Raw genomic sequence first — 13,815 nt, forward strand, 5'->3', positions numbered from 1 at the left:
AGTGGAGCGTGAGTAGATTGACGAATATAAAATATGATTAACTAGAGGATAAATTTATATGTTTAAAAAACTTCTAAAATTTAGCGGAATTGGTCTTGTATATAATTTTTCAGAATCATTTGTTGGTAATGTATTTATAGATAAAGTCAAGCCCAAAAAAGGTTCTGTAGTTTACTGCGATTTGGCTTTTGGGTACGCAGAACATTCTGGAATATATGTTGGAAATAATAAGATAGTACATTTAAATAGCCGAGGTAATATTGAAATAGTCTCTGCAAGTGAATTTATTGAAGGAACTACTGCACTAAGTATATATGTATCTTCATCAAATGGAAAGTCGGATGGAAGTGAGCCTGTTTGCAGAAGAGCATTGAGAATGGTTGGTAAATGTAGAGATTACAACGTAATATTGGATAACTGCCATCAATTTACTAGTGGTTGTTTAACAGGTAATTTCGAAAATTCTGATAACTTTCTTTGGATGCTAAAAGATACTACGGAAAAAATTTTAGGCTCTGACGAATGGCGAGTCTGGGAAAGATAAAATGATGGCTAATTTAAATTTAATTTAACAAAATAGAGAAACAAAATGAAAAATATCCACAATCACAAAATCTTAATTCTGGACTTCGGTTCACAATATACCCAACTTATCGCACGTCGTGTGCGTGAAATTGGCGTGTACTGTGAACTTTGGGCTTGGGACGTGACGGAAGAACAAATTCGTGAATTTAACCCAACAGGGATTATTCTTTCAGGTGGTCCTGAAAGTACGACAGAAGAAAACAGCCCACGAGCACCTGAATATGTGTTCAATGCAAGCGTTCCTGTACTTGGTATCTGCTACGGAATGCAAACAATGGCAATGCAATTAGGTGGATTAACTGAAACCTCTGATCATCGTGAATTTGGTTATGCGTCTGTTGAATTAAAAACAACAGATAGTTTATTTGCAAAACTAAATGACGATCTGACCGCTTCTACACCAAAACTTGACGTATGGATGAGCCACGGTGATAAAGTTACTCGTTTACCTGATAACTTCCAAATCACCGGAGTTACCCCAACCTGCCCGATTGCAGCAATGTCAGACGAAAGTCGCCGTTTCTATGGCGTACAATTCCACCCAGAAGTCACCCATACAAAGAGCGGTCTCGAATTACTGAAAAATTTCGTGGTCGGTATTTGTGGCTGTGAAACAAAATGGACAGCAGAAAACATTATCGAAGACGCTGTCGCTCGTATTAAAGAGCAAGTGGGCGATGATGAAGTCATTTTAGGCTTATCTGGTGGTGTGGATTCTTCTGTTACTGCTCTTCTCCTACATCGTGCTATTGGCAAAAACTTACACTGTGTATTCGTAGATAATGGTTTATTACGTCTGAACGAAGCAGATCAAGTAATGGATATGTTTGGCGATAAATTTGGTCTAAATATCATTCGTGTTGATGCGGAAGATCGTTTCTTAGATGCCTTAAAAGGTATTGATGAGCCTGAAGCAAAACGCAAAACCATCGGTAAAGTATTCGTAGATGTATTCGACGATGAATCGAAAAAACTGACCTCAGTAAAATGGTTAGCGCAAGGTACAATTTATCCAGATGTTATTGAGTCTGCTGCAAGTAAAACCGGTAAAGCTCACGTCATCAAATCGCACCACAATGTTGGCGGATTACCAGATTACATGAAACTTGGTTTAGTTGAACCGCTACGCGAATTATTTAAAGACGAAGTGCGTAAAATTGGTTTAGCGCTTGGTTTGCCAGCAGAAATGCTTAATCGCCATCCATTCCCAGGACCAGGCTTAGGCGTGCGTGTATTAGGTGAAGTGAAAAAAGAATATTGCGATTTATTACGCAAAGCCGATGCCATCTTCATCGAAGAGCTGTACAACAGTGGTTGGTACTATAAAGTTAGCCAAGCATTCACCGTATTCCTGCCAGTGAAATCGGTTGGTGTAATGGGCGATGGTAGAAAATATGACTGGGTTGTTTCACTGCGTGCCGTAGAGACTATCGACTTTATGACTGCACACTGGGCACATTTACCATACGAATTACTTGGTAAAATCTCAAACCGCATCATCAACGAAGTAAATGGTATTTCTCGTGTAGTATATGACGTTTCAGGAAAACCACCTGCAACAATTGAGTGGGAATAAAAATTAGCTATTTCAGCTCATTTCTAATCATTTCATATTTTATTTAAAGCCTTGATTATCAAGGCTTTATTTGTTTCTAAGCTTTTCTTTATTTTTCTAGGTAGTTCATTTTTCTGATGGTATTTTAGACGGTAAACTTGACGTAAAATACTAACAAATACCAAGCTATAGTAATTCATAGTTAATTAAGATCAAAACAAAGCATTAATCCCTGTTCAATACTTTCAAACTTAAACAAATGACTTCTAAACATCTCTTAGTTAGCCAAGTTTTTCAGTGGTTTGATTTGCCAAACTAACTGCAAGATTTTGGTCTGTTACACCAAATTACTATATAACCATCATTGAACTGATAAAGGAAAAATGAGCTGTGAAAGAAAAGAAGCCGAAGCATTACTTGAAAGGAAATGTATTTGCGAAGAACAGAATTGAGACCCAACTTAATCTGACAGATGCCATTCTAAATGAGGGCTGTTGGATTAGTTAATCACTACAAAAGCAGCCCCATCTTATGCCTACTTATTTTAAACTTGCAAAAGCTTGTAATAAATCAGCTTTAATATCTTCAACGTGTTCTAAGCCCACTGAGAAACGTAACAATTTATTACAAACTCCACGAGCAATACGCTCTGCTTCTGGAATATCCATATGCGTTTGAGTAGCTGGATAAGTAATAAAACTTTCTGTTCCACCTAAACTTTCTGCAAAGGTAATCAATTTAATACCTTTTAAGAAAGTATTAACCCAATTTTCATCTTTTAGACGAAAAGATAACATCCCCCCTTTTCCAGAATAAAGCACATCTTGCACTTGTGGCTGTTCAGCAAGGAATTTTGCTAATTCTGTTGCGTTTTGTTGATGGCGTTCAACACGCAATGCAAGGGTTTTTAAGCCACGAATAATTAAATAGCTATCAAATGGAGAAAGCACAGCACCAGCCCCATTTTGCATATAGAATAATCTATCACAAAGCTCTTGACCTTTTGCTACAATTAAACCTGCAAGAACATCATTATGTCCAGAAAGGTATTTAGTTGCACTATGAATAACAATATCCGCACCTAAATCTAACGGTTTGAATAACACTGGCGTTAAAAAAGTATTATCCACAATGAGCATTAAATTATGCTTCTTCGCAATTTTCGCAATAGCGGCAACATCACACTCTTCCATCAATGGATTTGACGGGGTTTCAACAAAAATTGCTTTGGTATTGGGTGTGATTGTAGCTTCAATCGCAGATAAATCAGCGGTATTTACATAAACAGGTTTCACTGTGTTATGATTTTTATAGCTAAAATCCAGTAAGCGGTAAGTTCCGCCATAAACATCGCTAGAAATAATCCATTCATCAGGTGCAGTAAAAAGTGACATTATAAGTTGAATTGCTGCCATTCCTGATGCACACGCAAAACCTGCATCGCCGTTTTCTAAATCAGCAATACCTTGCTCTAACACCGAACGAGTTGGATTTTTGGTGCGGGTATAATCAAAACCTGTTGATTCGCCAATACCAGCGTGACCATAAGCTGTTGAAAGAAAAATCGGTGTTGCAACTGCCCCCGTACGTTCATCGGTACGATTACCTAGCTGCACTAATGTTGTTTCAATATTGTTGTGCTTCATTTGTTATCCTTTTGCAAAAAATTAAATCAATCTGACCGCTTATTAAAGATTATTTAAATCTAAAACGTCTGTCATATCAAATAAACCGTTTTGTTTTTGTTGTAACCACTTCGCTGCACGCACTGCTCCGTTAGCAAAAGTCATTCGGCTAGATGCTTTATGAGCAATCTCCACTCTTTCGCCTTCATCAGCAAACCAAACACTGTGTTCACCCACGACATCACCAGCTCGAATAGTGGCAAAACCAATTTCATCACGTTTGCGTTCGCCTGTAATGCCTTCACGAGCAAAAACGCCCTGTTTTTTTAAATCACGACCTAATGTTTTGGCGATATGCTCTCCCATTGAGAGTGCAGTACCTGACGGGGCATCAACTTTATGACGGTGATGAGCCTCAATGACTTCAATATCACAATAATCGCCCATTACTTTTGCGGCTTTTTCCAATAATTTAAAGACCAGATTTACCCCAACACTGTAATTAGAAGCAAATACGATAGCGATTTTTTCTGATGCGTTTTTAATCGCTTGTTTGCCCGCATCGTCAAAACCTGTCGTGCCGATAATCATCTGTTTTTGATGTGCGACACAAAAAGCAATATGTTCTAGAGTCCCTTCTGGACGTGTAAAGTCAATTAAGAGATCGAATTTACCTGCTTGGCTAGCTAAATCATCACTAACCGCAACACCTAATTGACCAATTCCTGCTAGCTCTCCTGCATCAGTACCGACTAATGAAGAACCTTTACGCTCAAATGCAGCACCTAATTCCACCCCTTGAGTATTATGAACAGCCTGAATAAGCTGTCTGCCCATTCGACCGCTTGCTCCTACAATCCCGATTTTTAACGTCATATTCTTTCCTTAAATTTATTGATCACAAAACGGTAAGATTTTATAAGAAAACAACCACTATTGTAAGTTAAAAACTATTTTTGCCCCATTACCGCAATATGTACTGTAATTTCTTCACGATCGTGGTAAAGATGTTTAGCTTGAATGTTGAACCAAAAACCCTGTTTAGTCAGTTCTTCTTCTAGATAATTCAAACACAGCTTGACTTCTTGGTAACGCTTTTTCATTGGTAATTTTAGATTGAAAATTGTCTCGCGACACCAACCATTAACAAGCCATTTTGCAATGAGTTTGGCAATACGCATTGGTTGTTCCACCATATCACAAACTAACCAATCGATCTGTTTACGCTTTGGTGGTTGGAATTTAAAACCATCTTCCGAACAATGCTCAATACGCCCAGTATCGTGTAAACTTTCTGCCATTTTCCCGTGATCGACTGCATAAACAAATAAGCCACGCTTTACTAATTGATACGTCCAGCCACCAGGACAAGCACCAAGATCGACCCCGATCATCTGTTCGTTTAACCGTTTTTTCTCATCATTTGTAGGAATAAAACTCAAAATAGCTTCTTCTAACTTTAGGGTAGAACGACTTGGTGCATCAGCAGGGAATTTTAAACGGGGTATGCCCATTAAAAATGGCGAGCGATTATGATTATAGGCATAACCAACATAACATTTACCCGAACCTATAAATAAAATATGTAAGCTAACACTATTTTTACTGCTCTCTTTTGCTCCTAGCCACCCTTGTTTTTTGAGTGCAGTACGCAATGGTACAGTAAACTTACGACAAAAGGTCAGTAATTCTTTCGCCTCATTCGTATCAGGCGTTTCCACCACAATATCACTACTTAGAATTGGGTTAATCGCTTGATATACTTCAATAATAGGGCTAATACGATCCTTTTCAGGTAAATTTTGAAGTAATTCGCCCACTACAAACATTTGACGGACAAAAATGAGTTCTGTGAGTTTTAATTCTTGAGCAAGACGATCCGCTTCGTTTGGCTGATAACATTCAAAAATGACAAAACCACTCTGCTCTTTTAAATTTGCAAAGCCAAAAATGCCAAGATCAGCCGCTTTATCCGTTATTTCACCAGCAACTTCTTTCTCAAAACCTGCTCTACAGAGTAACGCTAATTTATTCATTTTATTCTACTACTTATTAAGATTTAGGTTTTCTCGCACTAATATAGGCAAGTGTTGCCCAACCAATCAGAAAAATCGTACCGCCAATTGGCGTTGTCCAAACAAAAATGCGACTAGCACCAAGTGCCAAAAGATACAAGCTACCACTAAAAAGTAGTATGCCTAATACCCAACTTCCACCAATAATATTGAAAGCTTTTGCTCTACAAGAGGGGGAATTTTGCCCTAGATTTGCAAGTTGAAACAAGCCCAACCCAAGCAAAGCTAAAGTATGGAACATTTGATATTTTAGACCTGTATCGATCCACGCTAATGCTTTGGGTTCAAGCGTTTTCTCTAAACCATGAGCAGCAAATGCACCAAATGCAATACAAAAAAATCCGCTTAATGCGGAAAGAAATAACCATCTATTTTTCATCATTACTCCTTAACAAGTATATGAGCGGATCATACCATAGAATATAAATCTAAGCTTGCCACATAATAAAACAATCTCTAAAATGAACACATTTTTTCCGACTCCGAGCTTGTGTCCCTAAGTTTTTGCATTTTTTGAATAATTAAGCGGTAAGATTTCCGCTATTTTTTGCAAAAATAAGGTAGCAAGCCTGTAATCCAAATCATTTAACTAGCGTCTAATAACATTAATGAATTTGGGTTCAATGGATCAGTGAGAAATCGCTTATCCACTCGTGCTTAGAAAGGTGTCAAATGCAAAATATCCCGATAAAAAATGTCGGTGATGGAATAGTTTCAGGGCTTATAGACCGCTTTGATCGGCAATATGTCTATCTGCGATTATCCATTACTGATGTATGCAATTTCCGTTGCAACTACTGCTTGCCCGATGGCTATCAGCCACCTTCACAACGTCAAACGTTTTTACGAGTTGATGAGATTCAGCGTATTGTAAAAACCTTCGCTAGCTTGGGTACTGAAAAGGTGCGTATTACAGGTGGTGAGCCGACATTACGTAAAGATTTTTTAGAAGTCGTCCATTCCATTTCACAAACAGCAGGTATCCGTCAGGTTGCCCTGACGACCAATGGCTATCGAATGGCTAGAGATGTGGGGCTTTGGCAAGAGGCTGGAATTACCCATTTAAATGTGAGCATAGATAGCCTTGACCCTCGCCAGTTCCATCTAATTACGGGTGAAAACAAACTAGCATCCATTTTGACGGGGATTGATCGTGCGTTTGAAATAGGTTATCAGAAAGTCAAAGTCAATGCTGTTTTGATGAAACAATATACGGAAAAAGGGCTAGATGATTTTCTGCGCTGGATTAAAGACCGCCCAATTCAAATGCGATTTATTGAGCTAATGGAAACAGGCGAGATGGATCACTTTTTTAAGCAGCAACATCTTTCAGGGCAACAAATTCTAGCCAGACTACAACAAGAAGGCTGGCAATTAAAGCCTAAAGCGATTACCGATGGCCCAGCTAAAGTGCTTTCTCACCCCGATTATCAAGGGGAAATTGGTTTAATTATGCCTTATGAGAAACATTTTTGTGCCAGTTGTAACCGCTTGCGTGTATCGGCTCTCGGTAAATTACACCTTTGTTTATTTGGCGAAGAGGGTATTGATATTCGAGATTTATTGCAATCGGACGAACAACAATTACAACTAGAAGCTCGTTTAAAATCCGCTTTACAAGGTAAGCGTGAGCATCATTATCTGCATATTGGCGATAGTGGTGTCAGAAATAATTTAGCCAGTATCGGAGGCTAATTCATCTAACTTAATATGGTAGCAAAAGATAATATGAATACATTTACACATATCAATCAAAACGGCGAAGCGAATATGGTCGATGTTTCAATGAAACAAGATAGCGTACGAGAAGCTAGAGCCGAAGCCTTAATTACAATGAACAGCGAAACCTTACAAATGATTATCTCAGGTAATCATCATAAAGGTGATGTTTTTGCTACTGCTCGCATTGCTGGCATTCAGGCGGCAAAACGTACTTGGGAACTGATCCCCCTTTGCCACCCCTTATTACTCTCTAAAGTTGAAGTACAATTAGAAGCCTTACCTGAAACTAATCAAGTCAGAATCGAAACGCTTTGTAAGCTAACGGGGAAAACAGGTGTAGAAATGGAAGCACTGACCGCCGCTAGTGTTGCCGCTTTAACTATTTATGATATGTGCAAAGCCGTACAGAAAGATATAGTGATTGAACAGGTTCGCTTGCTGACTAAAAGCGGTGGGAAATCAGGTAATTTTATTGCGGAGCCACGATGATTACAGTTCTTTTTTTTGCACAAACAAGAGAGCTTGTTGGAGTAGATAGTTTAACACTAGAAGCAAACTTCACAACAGCTGAAGATCTTCGCCAACATTTAGCTCAACAAGGAAATAAGTGGGGATTAGCACTTGAAAGCGGTAAGTTATTGGTGGCAATTAACCAAACAATTTCTAGCTTATCGGCTGAAATCCAAGATGGCGATGAAATTGCATTCTTTCCGCCTGTAACAGGAGGCTAAATGCCACAGCAAACATTGATTAAAGTGCAACAAGATCCGTTCGATCAAAATGCTATTTATCGCTGGCTTAGTGAGCAACATAGCGTTGGAGCAACCACATTATTTGTTGGCAAAGTGCGTGAAATGAATTTAGGCGATAATGTTTCTGGCTTATATTTGGAACATTACCCAGCAATGACAGAAAAAGCCTTACGGGAAATTGTTGATGAAGCTCGTCACCGTTGGGAATTACAACGAGTCGCGGTTATTCACCGCATCGGTCAGTTATATACTGGCGATGAAATTGTCCTTGTTGGTGTAAGTTCCGCTCATCGTGGTGATGCTTATCACGCCAATGAATTTATTATGGACTATCTCAAAACTAAAGCACCTTTTTGGAAACGAGAAACCACCGAACAAGGTGATCGTTGGATAGAAGGCAGAGATTGCGATCAGCAGGCTGCGGATAAGTGGCATAACAAAGACAAATAGAAAATATAAGCGGTCAGATTTTAGGAATTTTTTACAAATGAACCTTTTTATTGATTTACAACTCGCCTGTGAAAATAGTGATAACCTTCCCACAGAAGAAAAATTTACCCACTGGGTCAATCAAGCATTAAGAATGCAAGCTCAAACAGCCGATTACCCAGAAACAGAAATGACGATCCGTATTGTCGATGAAGCGGAAAGCCACGAGTTGAATTTAACTTATCGTGGTAAAGATAAACCAACCAATGTTCTTTCTTTCCCTTTTGAAGTGCCTGATGGTATTGAATTACCGCTACTTGGCGATTTAGTGATTTGTCGCCAAGTTGTTGAAAAAGAAGCGATAGAACAGCAAAAGCCCCTTGATGCACACTGGGCTCATTTAGCTATTCACGGTACATTGCATTTGTTGGGCTATGATCATTTAACGGATGAAGAAGCAGAAGAAATGGAAAGCCTTGAAACGCAGATTATGCAATCGCTCGGTTATGAAGATCCTTATCTTAGTGAGAAACTCCCTGAATAGAATAATAGACAATGCGACAATTAGCAGTATTGCTCTCGGCTGAAGGCATTGATGATTTAATTCAGCCATATTCAAGTGAAACTGTTTTTACACCGGGGCAAATTTTTTTACCTGACCTTGCTCCAATACCTTTCTCTAATGCAAAAACGTTACTTGGGCAAGAATTTCCGTTTGCGATTTATAATATGCAAGCGGAAAATGGGATCTGTTTTAACTTAGAAGCCTTTGCGATTGTTGCTGGCACTATTCAACGTGGCGGAATTTTGTATTTACTCTGCCCCAAATGGCATAGCCTTACTGAACAAATTGATCTTGATACACTTCGTTGGAATAATGCTCAAGCCATTGCTACACCGAATTTTTACCGTTGGTTTCAAGATCTTTTTCGTGCCTTTCATTTTAAAATTATTCCGCACATTTCTGAGCTTCCCCCTAACGCAAAATGCTCAAAAGATACAGATATTGAGCTTGCTACACAAAAAAATACTCACCAACAGCAAATTATTTTTGAAAAGCTACCGCTTGATCCAGCTAAGGTTCATCTCATCACTGCTCCAAGAGGGCGAGGAAAATCAACCCTGTCGGGAAAACTTGCTGAAAAATTGTCTCAACAACAGGCTGTGCTAATTACCGCCCGTAGTCATTCTGCTTTACCTAATTTCTGGAAAGGTATTGAAAATAACAAGGTAACTTTTTTTGCACCTGATCGTTTAATTCAGACGATCGAACAGCAAAGTATCTCGCCAAATCAATGGCTATTTATTGATGAAGCCGCAACTCTCCCTTTGCCAATGCTCAAAAAACTTTGCCACTATTTTGATAAAGTGGTTTTAACCACCACAACGCATAATTATGAAGGAACAGGGCGAGGCTTTTCACTCAAATTTTTGCTACAACTCAACCGAAGTTATCAACAATGGCAACTCACTAAACCTTTACGTTGGGCAGAAGACGATCCACTGGAGCAATTTATTTGTCAGCTACTTTTGTTAGATGATGTACCTATGCCTAGCTTATCACTCTCACCAAGTGTTCAAACAAAAATTGATTTCTATTATTTGCTTGCCAATGCACACTATAAAACCACCCCTACGGATTTACGCCGATTATTTGATGCCGATGATCAGCAGTTCCATTCCTTAATTATCAATCAAAAAATTATTGCAGGCTGTTGGGCAATAAAAGAAGGAGGATTAGATCACGCTCTTACTCAAGCTATTTGGCGTGGAGAACGCCGACCACAAGGGAATTTAGTTGCACAATATCTCTGCTTTCAAGGGAATTTACCCGATGCTTGCAAACTTCGCTCTTTACGCATTTCTCGGATTGCCGTACAACCTGAATTTCAGCAACAAGGCTATGGCAAGCGGTTAGTTTCGCAAATTATTTTACAAATCTCACCGCTTGTTGATTTCCTTTCCGTTAGTTTTGGAATGAGCGATGAATTATTACATTTTTGGCAAGGTTGTGGCTTTCAGTTAGTACAAATTACCCCGACTGCTGAAGCTAGTAGCGGATTGCAAAGTGCGATGATGATCTATCCGCTTTCAGAACAAGGAAAACAATTCTGCCAACAAGCCAAGCAACAATTTGAGCGAGATTATGCTTTAATGACAGGAAATATCAACGAGAGTAATCGTGAATTATTAGATTATGATTGGCAAAATCTCAAGGGTTTTGTTAATGCTAAACGCTCATTTTCCAGCTGTATTGCCAGTTTAAAACGGCTTTATTTACGCTATCCGACAGAATTAGCAGACCTTGCACCTCTCTTTAGTCAAGCAAATATAGAACTACCCGCTTATAAAAAAGTGTGGTTGGACAACTTACGCCAAAAGCTAAAGACTTTTTCGTTCTGTGAGTAAGATCACGTTTTTTTTCTCTTCTTTGGAGTATTATTTCACTAACAGTTACCGAAAATGTAACTAAATTTCAATCTATATTCCAAATAGGAGCCTGATTATGAAAAAAACTGTGTTAAGCACACTTGCATTAGCTGTTGGTTTAGGCGTAATGGCAAGCTCAGCTCAAGCGGCTGATCGTGTTGGTGTAACTATCTATAAATATGATGACAACTTTATGTCTTTAATGCGTAAAGAAATTGAGAAAGAAGCAACTCAATATAAAAACATCGAATTATTGATGAACGACTCTCAAAATGCGCAATCAATCCAAAACGACCAAGTTGATGTATTGATTTCAAAAGGCGTTAAAGTACTTTCTATCAACTTAGTTGATCCATCTGCCGCACCAACTATTGTAGGCAAAGCAAAACCAGATGAAATTCCTGTTATTTTCTTTAATAAAGATCCAGGTGAAAAAGTGATCTCTGGCTATAAAAATGCTTACTATGTTGGTACAAACCCACAAGAATCTGGTGTTATTCAAGGTGATTTAATTGCAAAACACTGGAAAGCAAACCCAGCTTATGACTTAAATAAAGATGGCAAAATTCAATATGTGCTCTTAAAAGGCGAACCAGGTCACCCTGATGCAGAAGCGCGTACTAAATATGTTATTGAACAGTTAAATGCTGTTGGTATTCAAACCCAAGAATTATTCAATGATACAGGTATGTGGGACGCAGCACTTGCAAAAGATAAAACAGATGCTTGGTTATCTAGCTCTAAAGCCAAAGATATCGAAGTGATTATTGCAAACAATGACGGTATGGCAATGGGTGCATTAGAAGCAACTAAAGCTCACGGCAAAAAATTACCAATTTTCGGTGTAGATGCGTTACCTGAAGTATTACAACTTATCCAAAAAGGTGAAATTGCAGGTACAGTATTAAACGATGGTGTAAACCAAGGTAAAGCGATTGTACAAATGTCTGCAAACCTAGCGGCAGGTAAACCTGCAACTGAAGGAACTAAATGGCAATTAAAAGATCGTATCGTGCGTATTCCATACGTTGGTATTGATAAAGACAATCTTGCTGAATTCTTAAAATAAAAAGTAGTAACTGGGGGGAGGTTCGCCTCCCCTTTTTTATGAGGTTGGATATGACAGTACAAATTACACAAGACAGCCAAGTTCTTCTTACAATGGCAAATGTCAGCAAATCCTTTCCTGGTGTAAAAGCCCTCGATCACGCAAATTTAACCGTTAAATCTCACTCTGTTCACGCTTTAATGGGCGAAAACGGTGCAGGCAAATCAACACTGCTCAAATGTTTATTCGGTATCTATGCGAAAGATGAAGGGGAAATTCTTTTTCTCGGCAAACCTGTTAATTTCAAAACTTCAAAAGAAGCATTGGAAAACGGAATTTCGATGGTTCACCAAGAATTAAACTTAGTTCGTCAGCGTAGCGTAATGGATAATTTATGGCTCGGACGTTATCCATTAAAAGGCTTTTTTGTCGATCACGCTAAAATGTATCGTGAAACAAAAGCCATTTTTGATGAATTAGATATTGATATTGATCCGAAAGAGAAAGTAGCCAATCTTTCCGTATCTCAAATGCAGATGATCGAGATTGCCAAAGCTTTCTCTTATAATGCAAAAATTGTGATTATGGATGAACCGACATCATCTCTTTCTGAAAAAGAAGTCGAACATTTATTCACAATCATTCAGAAATTAAAACAACGTGGTTGTGGTATCATCTATATTTCTCACAAAATGGACGAAATTTTTAAAATTTGTGATGAAATTACTATTTTGCGTGATGGCAAATGGATCAACACAGTTCCTGTTAAAGAAACCACAATGGATAATATTGTGGCAATGATGGTTGGACGTGAATTAACTCAACGTTTCCCACCCAAAACCAATACGCCTAAAGAAGTCATTTTGGAAGTTGAAAATCTTACTGCACTCAACCAGCCTTCTATTCAAGATGTCAGTTTTGAATTACGCAAAGGCGAAATTTTAGGTATTGCAGGACTTGTTGGAGCGAAACGTACCGATATTGTTGAAACGATTTTTGGTGTGCGTGAGCGAAAAAGTGGTAGCGTGAAATTACACGGAAAAGAAATGGCAAATCGTACCGCTTTAGAAGCCATTAACAATGGTTTTGCTTTAGTCACCGAGGAACGCCGTTCCACAGGGATTTATGCTAATCTCAGTATTGAATTTAACTCTTTGATTTCTAATATGAAATCTTATATCGGCTCATTCGGCTTACTCAGCAATAAAAAAATGAGAGGTGATACACAATGGGTTATTGATTCAATGAATGTCAAAACCCCTTCACATCGCACCAATATAGGCTCGCTTTCGGGTGGTAACCAACAAAAAGTTGTTATCGGACGCTGGTTATTAACTCAACCTGACATTCTCATGCTTGATGAACCTACCCGTGGTATCGACATTGGGGCGAAATATGAAATTTATCAACTCATTATGCAATTGGCTCAAAAAGATAAAGGGATCATTATGATCTCATCAGAGATGCCTGAATTACTGGGTGTAACCGACCGTATTTTAGTAATGAGTAACGGTAAAGTTGCAGGGATTGTTGAAACGGCGAAAACATCTCAAGAAGAGATTTTGCAACTTGCGGCAAAATATTTATAAGCTAG

14 protein-coding genes and 1 riboswitch are annotated in these 13,815 nt (G+C 38.5%); of the genes, 10 read left to right on the top strand and 4 right to left on the bottom strand.

Going from position 1 to position 13,815, the window contains the following annotated elements:
- Positions 1 to 58: 58 nt before the first annotated feature.
- Both A1D26_RS06970 and guaA read left to right on the top strand, forming a co-directional pair.
- Positions 59 to 544, top strand: a complete 486-nt coding sequence (locus A1D26_RS06970; protein ID WP_157403325.1) for a lecithin retinol acyltransferase family protein — start codon at positions 59 to 61, stop codon at positions 542 to 544.
- Between the two features lie 45 nt (positions 545 to 589).
- The gene (guaA, locus tag A1D26_RS06975; RefSeq protein ID WP_157403326.1) at positions 590 to 2,161 is read left to right on the top strand and encodes a glutamine-hydrolyzing GMP synthase; all 1,572 of its coding nucleotides are present in this window, start codon (positions 590 to 592) and stop codon (positions 2,159 to 2,161) included.
- Between the two features lie 518 nt (positions 2,162 to 2,679).
- Here guaA and A1D26_RS06980 read toward each other — a convergent pair.
- The 4 genes from A1D26_RS06980 to A1D26_RS06995 form a co-directional block, all read right to left on the bottom strand.
- Positions 2,680 to 3,786 (bottom strand): methionine biosynthesis PLP-dependent protein, encoded by a 1,107-nt coding sequence (locus tag A1D26_RS06980; protein WP_157403327.1) that lies wholly within the window; start codon positions 3,784 to 3,786, stop codon positions 2,680 to 2,682.
- 42 nt (positions 3,787 to 3,828) lie between these two features.
- Positions 3,829 to 4,641: a 4-hydroxy-tetrahydrodipicolinate reductase gene (dapB, locus tag A1D26_RS06985; protein WP_157403328.1), complete on the bottom strand. Its 813-nt coding sequence runs from the start codon at positions 4,639 to 4,641 to the stop codon at positions 3,829 to 3,831.
- Between the two features lie 74 nt (positions 4,642 to 4,715).
- Entirely contained in the window at positions 4,716 to 5,801 is a 1,086-nt protein-coding gene (gene rlmM, locus A1D26_RS06990; RefSeq protein ID WP_157403329.1) for a 23S rRNA (cytidine(2498)-2'-O)-methyltransferase RlmM, read from the bottom strand.
- Between the two features lie 16 nt (positions 5,802 to 5,817).
- Positions 5,818 to 6,219: a DUF423 domain-containing protein gene (locus A1D26_RS06995; RefSeq protein WP_157403388.1), complete on the bottom strand. Its 402-nt coding sequence runs from the start codon at positions 6,217 to 6,219 to the stop codon at positions 5,818 to 5,820.
- 89 nt (positions 6,220 to 6,308) lie between these two features.
- Positions 6,309 to 6,524, top strand: a riboswitch (molybdenum cofactor riboswitch).
- On the opposite strand from A1D26_RS06995, the gene moaA reads away from it, so the two are divergent.
- The 8 genes from moaA to mglA all read left to right on the top strand — a co-directional run bounded on the left by moaA (position 6,513) and on the right by mglA (position 13,810).
- Positions 6,513 to 7,535, top strand: a complete 1,023-nt coding sequence (gene moaA / locus A1D26_RS07000) for a GTP 3',8-cyclase MoaA (RefSeq protein ID WP_157403330.1) — start codon at positions 6,513 to 6,515, stop codon at positions 7,533 to 7,535. Its footprint overlaps the riboswitch before it by 12 nt.
- A 33-nt stretch (positions 7,536 to 7,568) precedes the next feature.
- Positions 7,569 to 8,051 (top strand): cyclic pyranopterin monophosphate synthase MoaC, encoded by a 483-nt coding sequence (gene moaC, locus A1D26_RS07005; protein ID WP_157403331.1) that lies wholly within the window; start codon positions 7,569 to 7,571, stop codon positions 8,049 to 8,051.
- Entirely contained in the window at positions 8,048 to 8,293 is a 246-nt protein-coding gene (gene moaD / locus A1D26_RS07010; protein ID WP_157403332.1) for a molybdopterin synthase sulfur carrier subunit, read from the top strand. Before moaC ends, moaD begins: the two co-directional genes overlap by 4 nt.
- Positions 8,294 to 8,764 (top strand): molybdopterin synthase catalytic subunit MoaE, encoded by a 471-nt coding sequence (moaE, locus tag A1D26_RS07015; protein ID WP_157403333.1) that lies wholly within the window; start codon positions 8,294 to 8,296, stop codon positions 8,762 to 8,764.
- A gap of 37 nt (positions 8,765 to 8,801) precedes the next feature.
- A complete protein-coding gene (gene ybeY / locus A1D26_RS07020) occupies positions 8,802 to 9,287 on the top strand; it encodes an rRNA maturation RNase YbeY (protein WP_157403334.1) in 486 nt (161 codons plus the stop codon).
- 11 nt (positions 9,288 to 9,298) lie between these two features.
- The gene (locus A1D26_RS07025; RefSeq protein ID WP_157403335.1) at positions 9,299 to 11,152 is read left to right on the top strand and encodes a GNAT family N-acetyltransferase; all 1,854 of its coding nucleotides are present in this window, start codon (positions 9,299 to 9,301) and stop codon (positions 11,150 to 11,152) included.
- 97 nt (positions 11,153 to 11,249) lie between these two features.
- Positions 11,250 to 12,242 carry a galactose/glucose ABC transporter substrate-binding protein MglB gene (mglB, locus tag A1D26_RS07030; protein WP_157403336.1) on the top strand — a complete coding sequence of 331 codons (993 nt, stop codon included), beginning with the start codon at positions 11,250 to 11,252 and terminating at the stop codon, positions 12,240 to 12,242.
- A gap of 50 nt (positions 12,243 to 12,292) precedes the next feature.
- Positions 12,293 to 13,810 (top strand): galactose/methyl galactoside ABC transporter ATP-binding protein MglA, encoded by a 1,518-nt coding sequence (gene mglA, locus A1D26_RS07035; protein ID WP_157403337.1) that lies wholly within the window; start codon positions 12,293 to 12,295, stop codon positions 13,808 to 13,810.
- The last annotated feature ends 5 nt before the right edge of the window (positions 13,811 to 13,815 follow it).

The sequence above is a fragment of the Ursidibacter maritimus genome, from assembly GCF_009761395.1.
Classification (GTDB): domain Bacteria; phylum Pseudomonadota; class Gammaproteobacteria; order Enterobacterales; family Pasteurellaceae; genus Ursidibacter; species Ursidibacter maritimus.

What these genes read in the sequence shown, in the direction of transcription:
- mglB (WP_157403336.1), top strand. Translation starts at nt 11,250, where the DNA reads ATGAAAAAAACTGTGTTAAGCACACTTGCATTAGCTGTTGGTTTAGGC.
- moaD (WP_157403332.1), top strand. Translation starts at nt 8,048, where the DNA reads ATGATTACAGTTCTTTTTTTTGCACAAACAAGAGAGCTTGTTGGAGTA.
- ybeY (WP_157403334.1), top strand. Translation starts at nt 8,802, where the DNA reads ATGAACCTTTTTATTGATTTACAACTCGCCTGTGAAAATAGTGATAAC.
- moaE (WP_157403333.1), top strand. Translation starts at nt 8,294, where the DNA reads ATGCCACAGCAAACATTGATTAAAGTGCAACAAGATCCGTTCGATCAA.
- A1D26_RS06980 (WP_157403327.1), bottom strand. Translation starts at nt 3,786, where the DNA reads ATGAAGCACAACAATATTGAAACAACATTAGTGCAGCTAGGTAATCGT.
- A1D26_RS07025 (WP_157403335.1), top strand. Translation starts at nt 9,299, where the DNA reads ATGCGACAATTAGCAGTATTGCTCTCGGCTGAAGGCATTGATGATTTA.
- A1D26_RS06970 (WP_157403325.1), top strand. Translation starts at nt 59, where the DNA reads ATGTTTAAAAAACTTCTAAAATTTAGCGGAATTGGTCTTGTATATAAT.
- moaC (WP_157403331.1), top strand. Translation starts at nt 7,569, where the DNA reads ATGAATACATTTACACATATCAATCAAAACGGCGAAGCGAATATGGTC.
- mglA (WP_157403337.1), top strand. Translation starts at nt 12,293, where the DNA reads ATGACAGTACAAATTACACAAGACAGCCAAGTTCTTCTTACAATGGCA.
- rlmM (WP_157403329.1), bottom strand. Translation starts at nt 5,801, where the DNA reads ATGAATAAATTAGCGTTACTCTGTAGAGCAGGTTTTGAGAAAGAAGTT.
- moaA (WP_157403330.1), top strand. Translation starts at nt 6,513, where the DNA reads ATGCAAAATATCCCGATAAAAAATGTCGGTGATGGAATAGTTTCAGGG.
- dapB (WP_157403328.1), bottom strand. Translation starts at nt 4,641, where the DNA reads ATGACGTTAAAAATCGGGATTGTAGGAGCAAGCGGTCGAATGGGCAGA.
- A1D26_RS06995 (WP_157403388.1), bottom strand. Translation starts at nt 6,219, where the DNA reads ATGAAAAATAGATGGTTATTTCTTTCCGCATTAAGCGGATTTTTTTGT.
- guaA (WP_157403326.1), top strand. Translation starts at nt 590, where the DNA reads ATGAAAAATATCCACAATCACAAAATCTTAATTCTGGACTTCGGTTCA.